Raw genomic sequence first — 16,905 nt, forward strand, 5'->3', positions numbered from 1 at the left:
TTGGAATGATTAATTCGACGTGTTCTTCGATACTTTATTTTCAAAAAATTCCGGTAGTGGATGCTTAAAACTATCCATATAACGCGCCCAGCTAGCATCGGCTGTCGCGCCCAGCATAGGTAAACGCGGACCTGCCACGCGTCCATCGGCTTGCGCCTGCAACAGGGCATGCGTGACGTCGCCGACGCGTATTCTGTTTTCCGGCCCGGTCGATGCCGGTGTCTCTGGCTGCTGGACAGGAGCAGCAGCCTGCGATGCAGCCGCTGCTGACTGAATCGCTGTAGGCGCGCTGGCGGTTGCAGAGACCGCCGGGGCTGGCCTGGCGGCAGGATCTTGCAGCAATTTGCCTGTAAGCGGCGACATATTCTGTGCCCAAGTACTCGAAACTCCTGCGCTTAGCAACAGTGCAGAACCGACAAACAGCATGTATTGACCGATAGTTCCCTGTGCTTTCATTTGCCGACCCCTTGAGCAAAAATTAAATTGCATGACTTTCAGCCGCCGTTGCCAAACCGGTCCAGCATCGATTGGAACGGCGTCGCCGGCAGCTGCACCGGATTTGTTTTTTTCCCGGCCGTTGCTGCAGAACCGCTCCCGACGAATTGCGCGCCCCCGGCAGAATCCTGCACCGCCGCCACGCCAGGCCGCCGCTGTCCGATTTCCGCGGCCAGGCGATATATAGCCGCGCGGCTATCCATGGACAGGTTGGCCTTGTCCATTACGGCGCGAGCTCTTTCTGCATCGCCTGAAACCAGCAGCAACAGCGCCAAATTGCCTATCATCTTGCGATTGTCAGGCGCCAGTTCTGCAGCTTGCGCCAACGGCACGCGGGCGCCGGCGAAATCTCCGCTGCGCAGCATTGCGTAACCAAGATCGCTCAGCATCACGGGATTGGTCGGCTCACGCTTTACCGCTTCCCTCAGCGAGGTGATCGCATTCCCGTAATCGCTGTTCTGTGCCGCCAGCAGGCCCAGCCCGTGCCAGGCCGCCCCCGCTTCAGGCGAATTCAGCAACTTGCGATATGCCGCTTCCGCTGCAGCTGCCTGGCTGGTTTCGCGCAATGCGTCGGCACGCAAACGCTGGACTTCCGGCGTACTGCCGTTCTGCTGCTCGTAGGCATCGATGTGCGCCAGCGAGGCAAAATACATGCCCTGCTCCTGCATCTGCCGTATCAAACCCAGGTACATGCCCTTGTTATCGGGTGTGGGCGCCTTCTCTTCCGCCTGCTGCCGCAACTGCGCCGCTTCATTCTGTTGCGCATACAACTTGGCAGAATTGCTTGCACAACCGCCAGCCAACACCGCGACCAATGCAATGGCGAACGGTGAAAACCAGGCCGGGCAAGCCGGCCGCCGTGCCTCGTGGCTACCCGTGTCCGGGCGCATATCGAAAATCTTCATGCATTTGCTCCCATTCTTGACAGAGCCCTGATCACCGCCAGGAACCCGACGCCGCCGGTAATCACCAGCAGTCCTGGCAGCAAGGTCATCACCATGACTCCCGTCATCTTCACTGTCAGCTTTCCGATCTTTTCTCTCATGTCCAGCTTGCGCTGCTCGCGGATCCGTTCGCTAAACTGCTTGAGCGGTTCCTGCACCGCGCCGCCGTGATGTTCCACCTGCACCAGCAGGCGCGAAACCGCGTGCAAATCCTCATTGTCGAACACCGTCGAAAAGCGCCGCATCGATTGTTCCCGGCTGCGTCCCGTGCTGTATTGGCGGCTGGCGATCGCCAATTCTTCCCCCAACACCGTGAGCACATTTCCGAATTCGTTTTCAATCACATGCAGGCTCTGGTCGACCGACAAACCCACGCCTTGCAATAAGCGCAGCAAGTCAATCAGCAAGGGCAATTCCTCGGCCGCCAGCCGCTGGCGCTTGAGCGCGACGCTCCGCATGATCCATTTCGGCAGCATATGGCCCAAGGCAATGCCAAAAAAAAGAATCAGCAGCAGCGAAAGCCATCCTCCGCGAGGAATCAGAAAAAACCCAAGCAGAGGCAAGCTGACTGCAAGCACCGCTCGCGCCAGAAAAAACAAGGATTTACCACGCACGTCATTGACATTGCATTGATCCAGCAGATGGCGATCTTCTTCCGCCACCAGCTGACGTCCTACCGGCGTATCAAGCCAGCCGGCGCTGACCGCTACCAGCCGGTCACGCAAGGATGTCGGTTTCGCACTGAGATTGGCATTGATATTGGCGCTGGCAGCCGGACGGTCATGGGATGCGATCTTTTCGTCAATTGTGGCCAGATTTCGTTTGAGCCGCCATGCTCTCGCCAACAGAGCTCCTCCCATCAGCAACAAGGCTGCGGCCAGCAGCAGGACCGCCAGGATGATCAACGTATATTGTGTCGAATTCACTTTATCCCCGCTTCATATAACGCTTGGCAGCATTACCTGCTACACCGTTTTTGCCAGTCGATACAGGCCGTAGCCGCCCACCACTTCGAGCACGACCGCGCCAACCAGCATTTTTTTCCCGATCGGGTCCTGCCACATGCTTGCAAACATATTGTTATTAAAAATGATCAGGAAAATACCAATAGCGATCGGCAAGATGCCCATGATCCAGGCCGACAAACGAATTTCGGCAGACAGCGAAACCAATTCATTCTGTGCATGTTCCAGGTCGCGCATGAAAGCTGCCATGCGTTCCAGGACCAGGTCCGAACGTCCGCCAAAGCGAGTCGACACACCAATCACGGCAGCGACCAGATCCAGTTCCTTGAATCGGTAAATGGCAGCTTGCAAACGCAATGCATGTTCCAGCTCAACGCCGGCCTGCACCTGTCGGTTTGCACGGTCCAGTATCACCCGCAACGCCCCCTCAGTGCTCAAGATACCGGTCTGGAAGGCCGAGCCGATACTGTTGCCTATTGTGACCAGGCGCACCAGGGTATCGAGGAACCCCGGCAATTGCCGCACCATGGTCCGCTGCAATTTGGCCGTCCGCAGCCAGAAATAAAAATAGACCAGCATCGTATATAACAGCAGCGTTCCGACTGCTGACAATGCGCCACCCAATATCAATGCCAGCAGCGTCAGGCAGATTCCAGGGACCAGCAGCTGGACGTACAGTTTGCCGCTAGGATGCTGGATCCCTGCGCGCAAGAAGAAATGGCGCAAGGCTTCTATCGACACTTGCAGTTGCGGCGCGATCTGGTTCGCATCCTGCGGTTCCTTCTGGACCAGCTGCATTCCTTGCAGCTGCCGGTTCACGAATGCAGCGCTGACGTCCTGCTGAGAGCGTTGTTGCGCGCGCTGCCACAGCCAAAGACCGGCACCGGTCAATAGCAGCGCAGCAGCAAGCAGCCAAAGAGCAATATGCATGACTAGCGCCTCCCCGGCTGGCCACCTGTCGAACCATGGCCGAGACCGCCGGTATTCGGACTGCCGGCGCTTTGCTGCCCAAGCTGGCGCTGGCGTTGCAGTTTGGGTGCATGCGGGAAGATACCCAGCGATATCCAGCGATCCGCTTCTTCACCATCCGGTCCGATATAGCTTTCATGCCGATACAGTTCCTGCAGGGTGATGATGTTGTCGCCCATGCCGGTGACTTCGGTAATCGAGACGATGCGGCGGCGGCCATTGGAGAGCCGGCCGATCTGCACAATGAAATCAAGGGCGCCGGCGATTTGCCGCCTGAGGCTGCTTTCGCTTCCCTGGAAGCCGGCAAACCCTGCCAGCATTTCGATCCGGTACAAGCATTCGCGCGGCGTATTGGCGTGGATCGTTCCCATCGAGCCGTCATGGCCGGTATTCATGGCTTGCAGCATTTCCAATACTTCGGCGCCGCGCACCTCGCCGACAATAATCCGGTCCGGCCGCATCCGCAGGCTGTTGCGGATCAAGTCGCGGATACTGACTGCGCCGCTGCCTTCGAAGCCGCCCAGGCGCGATTCCAGGCGCACCACGTGCGGATGGTTGAGCGACAGCTCTGCTGTGTCTTCCACTGTCACCACACGTTCGTTCTCCGGGATGAAAAATGCCAGTGCGTTCAGCAAAGATGTTTTACCGGAGCTGGTGCCGCCCGAGACCAGGATATTGCAACGGGCTTTGACCGCATTATCCAGCAGCGAATATATTTCCTCGTTCATGGTGCCGAGATTGAGCAGGTCGGTAGGTTTCAGCGGCTCCTTGCGGAATTTCCGGATCGACACCATTGGCCCATCCACCGACAACGGTTCGATCACCACGTTGAGCCGGCCGCCGTCGGGCAAGCGGGCGTCGACCATCGGATTCGATTCGTCCAGCCGGCGTCCCAGCGGCGCCAGGATGCGCCTGACGATGCGCAGCAGATGGGCGTTATCGGTAAAGCGCAGCGTCTCACGCTGCAATACGCCATGGCGCGAAACAAACACGTCGTTGTAACCGTTGATCAGGATATCTTCGACCGTCATGTCGGCCAGCAGGTCTTCCAGCGGCCCCAGGCCCGCCAGTTCCTTGGTCAGGGCGTCGGCGATCTGCCGTACTTCGGCTTCATTCAAGGGAATGCGCTGCAGGCGGACAAAACCGTCGACGTCCAGATTGACGAATTGCTGGATCGCGCTGCGCGACCAGCGGCCGAACTCCGCCCCCAGTTCTTCAATCCGCGTCAGCAGATGATCGTAGGCCGCAGTCTTGATATCCTGGAATTCCTGGGTGTTTGTAAACGCTTGATCGTCGTCGGCAAATTCAATCTGGTTACTCACGTTCGTTTCTCCCGTCTTTCATCAGGGGCCGCCTTTTCCTGTCTTTTCCTGGCCAGGTTCTGAGACAGCGGCGTGCATCGTATCTAAATCGGCTTGCTTGCTTACTTGCTTACTTATTTTCGCAATAAAATTTTCGGCAGCCAGCGTCCCACTCCATGTTTGTGCGCTGCCGTCTCATCATGGCTGAGCAAGCCATCAATCAGGCCGTCCACAGCTTTGACGTAAGTATCGTGCGGAGCAACTTCATGCAGCAGCTTGCCGCGGTTGGCGCTGGAGGTCAGCTTCAGCGTACGTTCCGGCAAAGTCGCCAGCAAGGGCAATTTGAAACGCTCGGCAATCTGGTTTGCCGCCATGCCGAAACGGTCGTCGTAACGGTTCACCACCAGGTGGCGCTTGCCGTCGTCGGGATGGCGGCCGTTCAGTTCCTGCAAGGTGCCCGCCAGCGATACCAGGGCGCCGACGCTCTGGTCGGTCACCAGCCATACCTGGTCGGCGGCGCCGGTCAGGTTGGCGATGAATTCATGATTGGTGAAGCCGCCGAGATCGGCGATCAATACGTCAAAGTACAGGCGCAGCCGATCCAGCAAGGCCAGTGCATCGTGGTGCGACACCGTGCGCATTTCGCTCAGGCTGTGCGGCAGCGAAATCACGGTAACGCCGCCAGGGCTGCGCGGCAGTGCCGTATGCACAAGGGTCTCGTCAAAACGGCGCAGGTTGCGCACCGCTTCGGCAAAATCGAAATTGCCGTTGGCGCTCAGGTACAGCTTGCCATCCCCGGCCGGCAAGCCCAGGTCAAGCAATGCGACCCGGCTGTCGGTCGCATTCCGCTTGCCGCCGTGACTGGTATTGCGCAGCTGGATCATGTCCGCCAGGTGCGCTGCCAATGTGCTGGTGCCGATACCCGGACGTACGCCGAGCAAGGTCACTAGCTGGCCGCGCTTGACCGGCGCCGGGGCTCGCGCAGCAGCCTTGGCCAGCACCCGCTGCACCACATCGCGCGCTTCATCCTCGGAAGCGCTGACGTCGATGAAATCGCTGACGCCTGCACGCAAGGCCGCAATCGTCCCTTCGGGAAACGCCATGGAGCCGACCGCCACCAAAGGCAAAGTCGGAAGGGTTTTACTCAGGGCGCGCGCCAATTCGGTTGCATGCGCGGTTGTGCCCAGAGAGTCAAGCGACAGGACGCCGGCGTGGTCGCTTACTTGCTCTATACCTGAGAAATCCAGCAGCACCAGCAAAGGATTGAGCTCCACTATGCGCGACAGCAATTCCGCTACATCGGCTTTTTCCTGCAATAGCGTGCCCCATTTGCCAAGGGCCGCACCCAGCCATTCTGCTTGCGTGCTGTTGCGCGAACAGAAGACGAAACGGCTAAGCGCCGTCAGTTCATTCAAAGCCTTGTTACGAGCATTCATCATGTGATCCAAGAAATTGGGCGCTTATTTTGAAAATCCCGGCAATTCGTCGCGGCTCGCTCCTCCTAGCAGATAACTTCCCCACGCGGTGCCAGCGGTATTGCGGCGTTCCTCGGTTTCGCCAGGCAATGGCAGCGGCACATTTTTTGCGATTGGCTGGACAATGTGCGGAGTGACGATAATCACCAATTCCTTTTCGTCCTGGGAGTAACTCAGATTACGGAAGAAGCTGCCGATAATAGGCAAATCACCCAGCAGTGGAATTTTTTTGACATTGGATAGCGTAGTGCGTGAAACCAGGCCGCCGATGATGAAGCTTTCGCCGTCGCCCAACTCGACCGTCGTATCTGCACGCCGGGTATTAATCGACGGCACGGATACGGTGTCTGTGATGACGACCTTGGTATAGTCGACGTCGCTTGCTTCCGGTGCGACCTTGAGAGCGATCCGGCCTTTCGCCAGTATGGTCGGCGAAACAGTCAAGCCGATCCCGAAAGGTTTGTAGACGATCGTGGTGGTGCCAAGGCCGCCGGACTGCGGAATTGGCAGTTCGCCGCCAGCCAGGAAACTCGCACTTTGGCCGGAGAGAGCGGTCAGCGATGGCTCCGCCAGCACGCGCGCCATGCCATTTCCTTCAATCAGGCGCAAGTTGCTGCTCAAACTGTAACTACCTCGGCTGAACTTCGTCAGCAAACCGAACGCAGACGATGCCGTAGTCAGCCCACCGTTGGAAGCGAGGTTGCTGCCCAGGTTAAAACTGAAATTGCCGCGGTTTACCAGCAGCCCGAAATCGAAACCGACTTCCTTCAATACCGATTTGCTGAATTCGACGATCTTGACATCGATCTGCACCACGTTGCCGCTATCGATGGTCGAGATATCGAGCACCTTACCCTTGCCTGCCGCGTCCGCAGCGGCAGCACTGCTTTTTATATGGTCCAGAAGCGATGGCGCCTGTCCGCTGATCACGCTGGCAGCGCCACGCACCTTCACGTCGGCCCCGCCTTGCCCGGCCACAGCCGCCTGCAAGTCACCTTGTACCGTAATCCTCCATGTATTGGCCGGCATGCCCTTGGCCCATGCCGTCACGGTGGTGACGCCGGCTTTTTTCCCGACCAGGATCACGCTGCCATTTTTGCCGCCGGAACCACGCACCATCAATACATCCGCCACTTCCGGATCGGCTATCGCAATGCGTTCCAGCGTACCCGCAACCGGCAGGTTTTGCTGTTCGTGCATGGCGAGCGTGATATCCGCAGTGGCAGCCATGGAAAAGACTGGAATTGCACTCGCGCTTAACAGCAATGGCAGGGCTAGTTCGTGAATTTTCATGAGTTACGGTCAATCCTGTTATTGATATAAGCCCGTCATTGAAAAACTTCTCGCGTCAGAAAGCTACCGACTCCCGCTGGGTGCCACGGATGACCTCAACTGTGCCGGGAATATTGGCGCCACGTGCTGCCCCAGGTCGTGGCGCGGCGGCTGCCTTATAGCTCGCCGACGATCTGGAATCGCCTGCCAGCCCGTTCATTTCCATGCCGGCAAATGCCTGGTTGTCCGGTAGCTTCAACGCCTCTTGCTGATCGCGTGTGAGCTCTCGTTTGCCTGCCAGCACGGTGGCCGGGGACGGAAACAGCGCCAGATCCGGAATTGCTTCGTCGCTGGGGTTACGCAGCGCCAGCATCAATTTGCCATTCTGGGTTGCCAGCAGCAGGCGATTGACATCCGCGACCGGCGTCGCCAGCACTGCGGTCCGGGCAACTGGCTGAGCCTGCGCCTGTGCCGGCTGGCTTGTCTGCGATGCCTGCTGAGGCGGCGTCGCTCCGCCGCTACCGCCAGCGGTACCGATCACCGCCGCCCCGTATGACAGCACATGCAGGCGCGACATCAATAAACGCGCTTGCGTCTTTTCGCTATCCTGGCCTTGCTTGAGCGTGAAAAATACATCGACATAATCACCCGCCTGAACACGGTTGCCGGCGCCGACAATCTCATCGACCGGAATTGCCACAGCCCGCTCGCCATCAGCCAGCTTCACTGCCAGGCCGCTGGCCAGGCCGCTTTCGGTAATCGGCGTACCGGCGCCGATGTCAATCAGAGGAACCTTGCCAACCACCGAACTGGCCTGGCTGTACGCACCGGCCGGATTGATCGGAAGAGCCACCAGGCTGATATCGTCGGTACCGATTGCTTTGCCCGCGACCAGCGCACGTGCTGCCACTACAACCTCATACTGGCTGGCATTCCTGGCGATTGATGCAGGCGCCGCGGAAATCGTCGGCGGCGGACGGCTGCCTAGCCACCAAGCTACAAACGCCAAACCGAGAGCAGCCACCACCAATATTGCTGCAACAATTTTTGTAAGGTTATTCATAGGGTGTAGTCGATGCCTATCCGAACAGAGAGAAGTTCAAAATGCTTCCATGCCACATCACATCTACGTCAACCAGAGCACCAAGCTATTCACTCACTGACGCTATACCGATAATGTTGTGGGTAGTAAATAAATAATTCTTGTCAACGGCATTCTCAATTAATTTGCACCGTGGCAGAGCTCGCCAACGTCGCGGGTACCGCAACATTCATTAGTGGTCCCAGCAACAGCGGCACCAAAGGCTGAGTGCTATATGGGTATGAGACTTTGACTGTGATGCATTGCGCGCTGGTGCCCGCGGGGAATGCACACACGACGGGGCCGGTCGGAACACAGGTGGCAATCGGATCGCCATTGCCATTGCTACCTAGCCACTTAACAAGCTGAGTCGCGGTGTTGCAGGCAATCGTGCCGCGATCCGCAGTGGTGTAGCGCAGCGCAGCGCGCGCGCCTTCTTCCGCTGCCAGCGCCAAAGATTGCTGGGCCAGGAAAATCAGTACATAGGTAATGATTCCGTACAGCAGTACAAAAAGCACTGGGAAAACCAAAGCAAATTCTATCGCTGCAATACCGCGCTGAACGGTGCGCCGTACTCCCGATGCCCTCCCGGGACGGGCCGTATCTTTATATTTGTAATACATCCCTGCTCCCGATCTTTACCGCTGATACGATCAGTGCACCGCCGGCATCCGCCTGCCAGCATGCATGATGCAAACAAGAACTCAGGTAAACCCTAGCGCTATCCCAGCGCCATGCACCCCTATCCAAGCCCCGGCTAATGCCAAGTACGCTGCATAAGGAATTCCCACACGTTTGCCGCGTTTTTCCAGTAGTCGCTGGCACAATGGCCAGCGCATCACGCGCATCGCAATCAACTGCATGCGAGGCACCATTCCCAAACGCGAGGCATACATCACTGCTGCATGGGCACCTGCAATCAAAGAAGCGATCAGGAAGGCTGGCAACAACGCTCCAGGTCCAAGCAGGAAACCAAGCACAGCAAAAAACTTGACATCACCTGCCGCCATCGCTCGCAATGCATACAACGGCAAGAAAAACGCCAATCCGACTGCGAAACCAGATAAAGCATTCAACCAGCCGATACCGTTCAAGCCTTTACCCAGCCACAAAAAAAATCCTAGCTGTACCGCAATCGCGATCAACAAGAATTTGTTAGGAACGCGGCGAAATAAACAGTCGTATGAAAAAATTGCAGCGCAAAACAGCAAAAATAGTGGCAACAAACTTAAATCCGGCATTTGTTTTCTCTGTCCAATTAGCAGCGACGGCTAATTGGACAGCTCATGGTGTTCTGTACAGTTGGAATTAAGTGCCAATTGGTAATCTACCGGCTATGTTGTTGAACAACCGCGATAGATCGGTGCCCAGGAGAGTAACCGCGACAATGATCGCTACTGCGACCAACCCTGCAATCAGACCATATTCGATTGCAGTAACCCCATCTTCATCCCGAAGAAATTTCATTAATTTGGCGTTCATTGTGATCTCCTGAAAAAGCACATACCTCATTAAATCTGCAGCCTTTTTGCGCAACAATCCGCGGTCGAACGACTCCACATTCAGCCGCAAATCAAACCCTCTGAATTCAGACTACGCGGTATCAGCATAGCCCCGATTAAAAATTACCTCAAGATAAATTTTTCCTTTAAGAAACATATTATTAGAGCAATCCCTCTAGTCGGTTCTTCATAGGGAAAACAAGGTTTTGGCTTGAAATAGCATTTTACATTATGAAAATAATAGTTACACCAAGGCAACCAATAATTACTTTTGGGTAAGCTAAAATTTCGATTGTCAGCATGCACTTTCTACAATCTTGTTCATCATAAAAATACAGATTGGTCTTACCACTTTTGCACACAACCGCACACCATGGATCGGTGCGCAGAACTACTGTTTTTAGCGACAGATGCGCGATACTTCCTTAACGTTGGAGTCGGTACGAACATGGACAGCAAATCGTCCCAAGCCGACAAAAAACCCGGCGGTAGTACGTGGCCCGAGATTCAATCCAGCCAAGGCGTCGTGAAATTTAATCCAGCTGATACGAATAGCTCGCATTCACACGCGGCGATCTCGAGCTGGAATTGACAGGAACATCCGCCACCGGCTTCGCCAGCGACAGGTCCAGGGTGTAATAACGACCATCCGAAAAGCGTACCCCCAGCGCAACAGAACCCAAAGTATCGTGGATCAAAGGACCCGCATTCGAATAAATTCGGGAGTGATCCACCAGAAAATATGGCTGCACCGACTTCAGATAGGTGTAGCTCACCGGGAACCGGCGATTGATTTCAGCCGATATGCCCCAGCCCTTGTCGCCTGCCAGTTCGCCGGCCGGATATGCGAGGCCGAACAGCTTGCCGCCGAAGCCGATCTGCTCGGAGGTCGGCAAGATATTGCTGCTGTATTGCGTGCCGACCGCCACCGCGACGCCGAAGCCCCCCGGCAGCTGGTTCGATTGCGCTGCCTGCATCGTGACCCTGGTAAAGCCCAGGTCGACATTGCTGTTCTCGCGCTTGGCGCCGAGCGCGTCCACGCCTTTATATACGCCGACATTCAACTGGCGCGTCTGCTGCAGTTTTTCCGGACTGGTCTTGACATCGGTCCAGGCGACCTCGGCGCTCAATACCCGCACCTGCGAACTGAGCTGAATCGACATCGGCGTGACCGGTACTGAACGGGTATACACCTGGGTATTTTCAGCGGCATAAGCGCCGCCGGTGACAGTCAGGTTATGCGTGTTATCAAGTATCACCGGATAACTAAGAGAACCGCCAGCGCGTACGGTTTTGGTTTGATAGCGATTCTGGAATTGGATGTTTTCCAATGCCGAATTTTCCGGTTTGGCGCGATAGTCGGACCAGTTCAGCCTGGCCAGCAAGCCATCGGTGCCAATCGGCTGGACATAATTGATCGCATAATACTTTTCATCTTGCGGCCCGCTCGGCTGCAATGTGCTGACGGTCACCTGCTCGCCCAAGGGCGTCAAGCCGTTGGTGCTGGCGGTGAGCAAGCCACGGATGCCAGGCTGCCGGTAATCGGCCCCAACGCCGACTGTAATCGGGCGCCGCGTCACTGTCAGTACCATATCGGCGGCGCCGTCGGTCGTGGTGGGCGGCGCCACGTTGGCGACAATCTTGACGCCCGGCTGCAAGCTGAGAATGCCGGCCACCCGTTCAAAAGTGGCGCGCCGCAGCGGCCGGTCCTGCTGCAGCTGTTCGGCAACCCGCTTCAGGCGCTCTTCGCTGCCGCCGGGATTGCCTTCTACCTTGACATTCTTGACATAGCCCTCGACCACCGTGACCACCACCACGTTGCCCTCGAAACTCTGGGCCGGGATAAAGGCAAAGGAAAGCGGATACCCCTGGTCCTGGTACATCTGCGTGACCTTGTTGGCAGCAGCCAGCAATTCGGCGACGGTGGTATCACGGTTGGCCAGCGACGCGAACAGCGCGGCTACCTGTTCGAACGGCAGGGTCTTGACGCCGGCGATCTGGAAACGCGACGGCGTCAGATGGCTGGCCAGCAGATTTTGCAACGCGGGATCGACTGCCTGGGTCTGGACATTGATGGTCACCGGCGCGCTTGGCGGCGCCTCTGCCTTGGGCAAGGTATCGATCGGGTTGCCTTGCACCGGGCTGCGCGCATCGGCGTGTGCCGGCAATGGATACGACGTAGTGAGCAAACATGCGCCGCTGACCATGATTACCGCGGCGCGGCGGTAGCACTTCGATTTGGATAATTGCATGCGGCTACGGCTCTCGTTCGTTATCGACGGCAAAACCTGTCTATTCATCGGGACCTGAAGTCACTGTTAAATTACGGCAATAATTCATCCTGTGCAACAATTTTGTTGTTGCGTACGTTGCCATTTCGCCTCTGTACAGCCTGGCTGTTTTCCCGCATAACCCAAAAAAAAGCCTTGGTAAAAACCAAGGCTTTTTGCAAACCGCCGCTACTGCTTATTTTTTGGTTAAACCACCCAGCAAGCCGCTCAGCAGTCCTGAGGTTTGGCCGCTGCCTGTGGTGCCGGCGGCACCGGAGGACGCTGTGGTGGTCAAGCCGGCGACCAGGTTGGTCACTGGCGCCAGCAGGTTGCCAGTGCTGCCGCCGGTGCCGGCCACGCCGCTCACGCTGCCCAGCAGGCCGGTTACCGGAGCCAAGGGATTGCTGCTGCCGCCGGCACCGCTCACAGTGCCGGTCAAGCTGCCCAACAGGCCGGTCACAGGCGCGAGCGGACCGCTACCGCCGGCTGCGCCGCTCAAGCCACCGGTCAGGCTGCCAGTCAAGCCGTTGACCACGCCGACCACTGGAGCCAATGGCCCGGCAAGGGCGCCAACCAGCGCATTGTCAGCCGGCTGCAAGATACCGCCGGTCTGGTTGCCCAGCAACGGCTGGCCGGTGGTGGTTATACCGTTGACAGCAAGGCTGCCCACCAGGTTGCCGGCGTTGTTCACGACCGGGCCTACATTGCTGACGACAGGCACGCCCGAGTTGGTCAAACCGCTGCCGACGCCGGCGACAGTACCGCCCACCACGCCCAGCAGCAGATTGGCTGGCTGGTTCAAAGCAGTCGCGTTACCCGCCGTCTGGAGCAAGTTTGCAGCAGTGTTGGTCAAAGGCACGATCGCGCTGCTCACAGTTTGCGTGACTTGCTGTACCGGGCCGGTGGTCAATGCGGTAGTCAGCGTTGGCGCTACGGTGCCGGAAATGGTGTTGCCTATGGTGCTGACCAGGCCGCCGACCGGTGCTGTCACCGGCGCCAGGGCGCTAAGCGGGCCGCTGCTGCCAAGGCTGGTGACTACCTGGCCGGCGCTGTTGACGGTAGCACCGACCTGTGCCACCACTCCGCCTGCGCTGCCGACCGTGATGCCGATCGGATTCTGCGCCGTGCCGATTTGGCCCAGGCCATTCGTCAAGCCGCCGCCGAGCACGGTGACGATGCCGCTGGCATTGTCAACCACGCCGTTCAATGCAGTCTTGGTGCCAGGTGTGACCAGCGGCAGCTGGTTGATCAGCGTGCTGCCGACGCCGTCTACCGCTGTACCTACGCTTGATACGGTGGTGCCCAGGTTCGAAACCAGATTGGACGAACTGGCAGTCGGCGTGACTGGCGTAACTGGATTGGTGGGCGTGCCGCTGCCATCAGGGCTACTGCCCGCAGGCGTCGCAGTATGGCTAAGCGAACCGTCGCTGGTGCCGCAACCTGTCAACAATGCCGTCAGCAATATGGATGCTGCAAGCACCCCGTTCTTTTTCAATGCTTTCATGATCGATCTCCCTTTTTGATGAATCGGATAAAGCTCTGCCTACTGTCTTTTCGCAAAGAGCGTGCCAGCCGGAAACGCCCTCGAAACAGCAGTCCGTGCAGCTCATCCAATTTCACAAATCGAAAATAAAGATCTTTAAAATCAATGACTAACAGCGATTTCCAACAACCTTCCAGGAAAATGCGGCCGGTACTGCAGAGGCCTTTGACACGTAACATGTAACGTAACAGCAGGGAACATGCCGCCTTCGACATTGCAAGAATCATTGTAAAAAACACCACCAGACAAACTCGGGCTTGCTGCCCCGTCGGTGCTTAAGCAAGCGCCTATAATGAGCGCTCCCGCTACATCCTTAAGACCACCGCCCATGCCGCAGTCCTTAGATAATTTGCTGGTGATCGGGATTTCATCCCGCGCGCTATTTGACCTGGAGACCGAAGAGGCCATCTTTCGCCAGCACGGCCTGGAAGAATATCGCCGCCACCAGCTGCTCAACGAAAATGAAATCCTGAAGCCGGGGGCCGGGTTCGCCCTGGTCAAGGCGCTGCTGAAACTGAACCGCCTGACAGGCCAGCGTTTTGTCGAAGTGGTCGTGATGTCGCGCAATTCCAGCGAGACCTCGATGCGCATCTTCAATTCGATCAAGCATTACGGCCTCGACATCACGCGCGCCGTATTGTCCGGCGGCGCTTCGCTGGCGCCCTACCTGCAGGCTTTCAATGTCAGCCTGTTCTTGTCCTTGCATGAAGATGACGTGCAGGCAGCCGTCAACTCCGGCGTGGCGGCGGCTTTGCTGTACCAAAAGCCGGAGAACGCGTTGGAAGAGCTGGAACAGATCCGTATCGCTTTCGACGGCGACGCCGTGATTTTTTCGGATGAATCGGAAAGGATTTACCAGACCGAGGGGATTGAAGCCTTTGAAAAACACGAGCGCGAAAACGCTTTGCTGCCGCTGCCGCAAGGTCCGTTTGCACGGCTGCTGCTGGCGCTGTCCTATATCCAGAATAATTTCAAGAATCCGGACGGGCATGCGGCGCCTATCCGCACCGCACTGGTCACGGCGCGCTCTTCGCCGGCCCATGAGCGGGTGATCCGCACCTTGCGCGCCTGGAATGTAGCGATCGACGAAACCTTTTTCATGGGCGGCATCGTCAAATCTGATGTGCTGTCCGCGTTCAAGCCCCACATGTTTTTTGACGACCATCCCGATCATTGCGATCGCGCCGCCAACAAAGTACAGACTGGACGCGTGCCGTGGAAACAGGCGGGAGAATTTGAATAAACCCGCCGGCGCCTGGCGTCAGGCGTCACGCGGTTGGCAAGACATGCCCTTTGAACTGTTCCCGCAATTTGTTTTTCAGCAGCTTGCCGGTGGCGCCCAGCGGCAAGGCGTCGACAAACACCACATCGTCCGGCGTCCACCATTTGGCGACCTTGCCCTCGAAAAATTTGAGCAGCTGCGCGCTGTCCACTTCCATGCCCGGCTTCCGGACCACCACCAGCAATGGCCGCTCATCCCACTTCGGATGAAAGATGCCGATGCAGGCGGCCATCTGCACGGCCGGATGCGCCATCACGATGTTTTCCAGGTCTATGCTGCTGATCCACTCGCCGCCTGACTTGATGACGTCCTTGCTGCGGTCGGTGATCTGCATGTAGCCGTCGGCGTCGATGGTCGCCACGTCGCCGGTAGCGAACCAGCCATCCTGCAGCACCGCCCCGCCCTCATTCTTGAAATAGGTATCGATGATCCACGGCCCCTTGACCAGCAGGTTGCCGTAGGTTTCGCCATCCCACGGCAGTTCCTTGCCGGCGTCGTCGACAATCTTCATGTCGACCCCGTAGATCACATGGCCCTGCTTTTGCAGCAGCAGTTCCTGCTGTTCGACCGGCAGCGACAGATGCCTGGTCTGCAGGCAGCAGGAGGTGCCCAATGGCGACATCTCGGTCATGCCCCAGGCGTGCACCACCTCGACGCCATGGCGATGGCGCAAAGCCTGCATCATCGCCGGCGGACAGGCGGAGCCGCCGATGATGGTGCGCTTGAAGCTGGAAAATTTCAGCTGGTTCTGGTCCAGGTAATTCAGCAGGCCAAGCCAGACGGTCGGCACGCCGGCGGAGATCGTCACCTGCTCCTGCTCGAACAGTTCATACAGCGATTTGCCATCCAGCGCGGCGCCCGGGAACACCATCTTCGCGCCGGTAATCGGCACCGCATAGGGCAGACCCCAAGCATTGACGTGGAACATCGGCACCACCGGCAGCACGGCGTCGCGCCCCGATATGTTCATGGTGTCGGGCATGATCGACGCCAGCGAATGCAATACCGTTGAACGATGCGAGTACAGGGCGCCCTTGGGGTTGCCGGTGGTGCCGGAGGTATAACACAGGCTGGAAGCTGAATTCTCGTCAAACAGGGGCCAGTCGTAGTCGTCCGAACTGGCCTCCAGCAGCGCTTCGTAGCACAGCAGGTTCGGCAGCTTGCTCTCTGGCGGCATGTGTTCAGGAGCACACAAGGCAATGTAGCCCTTGATGGTCTTGGCCAGCGGCGCGACCGCCTCGACCAGCGGCAGGAAGCAGATATCGAACAGCAGGTACTGGTCTTCGGCGTGGTTGGCGATATAGCCGATCAGGTCGGGGTGCAGGCGCGGATTGATGGTGTGCAGCACCGCTCCCGACCCGGACACCGCATAGTACGCTTCCATGTGCCGGTAGCCGTTCCAGGCCAGCGTAGCGACCCGCTCGCCCATGCCCACGCCTAGCGCGGCCAAGGCATTGGCGAGCTTGCGCGCGCGCCGGTGGCAATCGCTATAGGTATAACGGTGGAGATCGCCTTCGACCCGCCGCGACACGATTTCATTGCGGCCGAAATAGCGGTCGGCGTGCTGGATAATGCTGGAGATGAGCAATGGCTGGCTCATCATCTGCCCCATCAGCGGGCTCTTGGGATATTGGGGCATCGCATCTCCTGGCGCGTATTTTTTCACATTGGAATGCCACTGTTTTTATTGCAATTTACACGTTTTATCCGCGCCGGAGATGCATGGCACAAAAAAAAAGACCCAGCTTTGCCGCCGGTCACTTGGCGGTAAAGCTGGGTCCTTCTATTCCTGCTGATGTTTTATTG

15 protein-coding genes are annotated in these 16,905 nt (G+C 57.6%); 1 reads left to right on the plus strand and 14 read right to left on the minus strand.

Going from position 1 to position 16,905, the window contains the following annotated elements; translation table 11 throughout:
• Positions 1-9: 9 nt before the first annotated feature.
• From V8G57_RS23380 to V8G57_RS23440, 13 genes are all read right to left on the minus strand, one after another.
• Positions 10-456 (minus strand): DUF3613 domain-containing protein, encoded by a 447-nt coding sequence (locus tag V8G57_RS23380; RefSeq protein WP_342831418.1) that lies wholly within the window; start codon positions 454-456, stop codon positions 10-12.
• Positions 457-494: 38 nt separating this feature from the next.
• Complete coding sequence (locus tag V8G57_RS23385) at positions 495-1,400, minus strand: tetratricopeptide repeat protein (protein WP_342831419.1); 906 nt, start codon at positions 1,398-1,400, stop codon at positions 495-497.
• Positions 1,397-2,365: a type II secretion system F family protein gene (locus V8G57_RS23390; RefSeq protein WP_342831420.1), complete on the minus strand. Its 969-nt coding sequence runs from the start codon at positions 2,363-2,365 to the stop codon at positions 1,397-1,399. Before V8G57_RS23390 ends, V8G57_RS23385 begins: the two co-directional genes overlap by 4 nt.
• Before the next feature lie 39 nt (positions 2,366-2,404).
• A complete protein-coding gene (locus tag V8G57_RS23395; RefSeq protein WP_342831421.1) occupies positions 2,405-3,334 on the minus strand; it encodes a type II secretion system F family protein in 930 nt (309 codons plus the stop codon).
• A gap of 2 nt (positions 3,335-3,336) precedes the next feature.
• Complete coding sequence (locus tag V8G57_RS23400) at positions 3,337-4,695, minus strand: TadA family conjugal transfer-associated ATPase (protein ID WP_342831422.1); 1,359 nt, start codon at positions 4,693-4,695, stop codon at positions 3,337-3,339.
• Positions 4,696-4,808: 113 nt separating this feature from the next.
• Complete coding sequence (locus tag V8G57_RS23405) at positions 4,809-6,113, minus strand: CpaE/TadZ family protein (protein ID WP_342831423.1); 1,305 nt, start codon at positions 6,111-6,113, stop codon at positions 4,809-4,811.
• A gap of 21 nt (positions 6,114-6,134) precedes the next feature.
• Positions 6,135-7,442 (minus strand): type II and III secretion system protein family protein, encoded by a 1,308-nt coding sequence (locus V8G57_RS23410; RefSeq protein ID WP_342831424.1) that lies wholly within the window; start codon positions 7,440-7,442, stop codon positions 6,135-6,137.
• Between the two features lie 55 nt (positions 7,443-7,497).
• The gene (gene cpaB, locus V8G57_RS23415) at positions 7,498-8,484 is read right to left on the minus strand and encodes a Flp pilus assembly protein CpaB (RefSeq protein WP_342831425.1); all 987 of its coding nucleotides are present in this window, start codon (positions 8,482-8,484) and stop codon (positions 7,498-7,500) included.
• A 155-nt stretch (positions 8,485-8,639) separates the two neighbouring features.
• Positions 8,640-9,125, minus strand: a complete 486-nt coding sequence (locus V8G57_RS23420) for a TadE/TadG family type IV pilus assembly protein (protein ID WP_342831426.1) — start codon at positions 9,123-9,125, stop codon at positions 8,640-8,642.
• An 81-nt stretch (positions 9,126-9,206) separates the two neighbouring features.
• The gene (locus tag V8G57_RS23425) at positions 9,207-9,743 is read right to left on the minus strand and encodes an A24 family peptidase (protein ID WP_342831427.1); all 537 of its coding nucleotides are present in this window, start codon (positions 9,741-9,743) and stop codon (positions 9,207-9,209) included.
• A 67-nt stretch (positions 9,744-9,810) separates the two neighbouring features.
• Complete coding sequence (locus V8G57_RS23430) at positions 9,811-9,984, minus strand: Flp family type IVb pilin (protein WP_342831428.1); 174 nt, start codon at positions 9,982-9,984, stop codon at positions 9,811-9,813.
• A gap of 553 nt (positions 9,985-10,537) precedes the next feature.
• Complete coding sequence (locus V8G57_RS23435; RefSeq protein ID WP_342831429.1) at positions 10,538-12,256, minus strand: ShlB/FhaC/HecB family hemolysin secretion/activation protein; 1,719 nt, start codon at positions 12,254-12,256, stop codon at positions 10,538-10,540.
• A gap of 214 nt (positions 12,257-12,470) precedes the next feature.
• Complete coding sequence (locus V8G57_RS23440; protein WP_342831430.1) at positions 12,471-13,778, minus strand: collagen-like triple helix repeat-containing protein; 1,308 nt, start codon at positions 13,776-13,778, stop codon at positions 12,471-12,473.
• Positions 13,779-14,145: 367 nt separating this feature from the next.
• Between V8G57_RS23440 and V8G57_RS23445 the strand changes: the two genes are divergently transcribed.
• The gene (locus tag V8G57_RS23445) at positions 14,146-15,060 is read left to right on the plus strand and encodes a 5'-nucleotidase (protein ID WP_092396814.1); all 915 of its coding nucleotides are present in this window, start codon (positions 14,146-14,148) and stop codon (positions 15,058-15,060) included.
• Positions 15,061-15,085: 25 nt separating this feature from the next.
• Here the strand turns inward: V8G57_RS23445 and V8G57_RS23450 are convergent, their stop codons facing one another.
• On the minus strand, positions 15,086-16,738 hold the full coding sequence (locus V8G57_RS23450) for a 3-(methylthio)propionyl-CoA ligase (protein WP_342831431.1): 1,653 nt from the start codon (positions 16,736-16,738) through the stop codon (positions 15,086-15,088).
• Between the last annotated feature and the right edge of the window lie 167 nt (positions 16,739-16,905).

The sequence above is a fragment of the Collimonas rhizosphaerae genome, assembly GCF_038896935.1.
Taxonomy (GTDB): Bacteria; Pseudomonadota; Gammaproteobacteria; order Burkholderiales; family Burkholderiaceae_D; genus Collimonas; species Collimonas rhizosphaerae.

Coding starts and splice junctions, on each gene's coding strand:
- V8G57_RS23380 (WP_342831418.1), bottom strand. CDS start 456: ATGAAAGCACAGGGAACTATCGGTCAATACATGCTGTTTGTCGGTTCT.
- V8G57_RS23385 (WP_342831419.1), bottom strand. CDS start 1,400: ATGAAGATTTTCGATATGCGCCCGGACACGGGTAGCCACGAGGCACGG.
- V8G57_RS23395 (WP_342831421.1), bottom strand. CDS start 3,334: ATGCATATTGCTCTTTGGCTGCTTGCTGCTGCGCTGCTATTGACCGGT.
- V8G57_RS23405 (WP_342831423.1), bottom strand. CDS start 6,113: ATGATGAATGCTCGTAACAAGGCTTTGAATGAACTGACGGCGCTTAGC.
- V8G57_RS23410 (WP_342831424.1), bottom strand. CDS start 7,442: ATGAAAATTCACGAACTAGCCCTGCCATTGCTGTTAAGCGCGAGTGCA.
- cpaB (WP_342831425.1), bottom strand. CDS start 8,484: ATGAATAACCTTACAAAAATTGTTGCAGCAATATTGGTGGTGGCTGCT.
- V8G57_RS23420 (WP_342831426.1), bottom strand. CDS start 9,125: ATGTATTACAAATATAAAGATACGGCCCGTCCCGGGAGGGCATCGGGA.
- V8G57_RS23425 (WP_342831427.1), bottom strand. CDS start 9,743: ATGCCGGATTTAAGTTTGTTGCCACTATTTTTGCTGTTTTGCGCTGCA.
- V8G57_RS23430 (WP_342831428.1), bottom strand. CDS start 9,984: ATGAACGCCAAATTAATGAAATTTCTTCGGGATGAAGATGGGGTTACT.
- V8G57_RS23435 (WP_342831429.1), bottom strand. CDS start 12,256: ATGCAATTATCCAAATCGAAGTGCTACCGCCGCGCCGCGGTAATCATG.
- V8G57_RS23440 (WP_342831430.1), bottom strand. CDS start 13,778: ATGAAAGCATTGAAAAAGAACGGGGTGCTTGCAGCATCCATATTGCTG.
- V8G57_RS23445 (WP_092396814.1), top strand. CDS start 14,146: ATGCCGCAGTCCTTAGATAATTTGCTGGTGATCGGGATTTCATCCCGC.
- V8G57_RS23450 (WP_342831431.1), bottom strand. CDS start 16,738: ATGCCCCAATATCCCAAGAGCCCGCTGATGGGGCAGATGATGAGCCAG.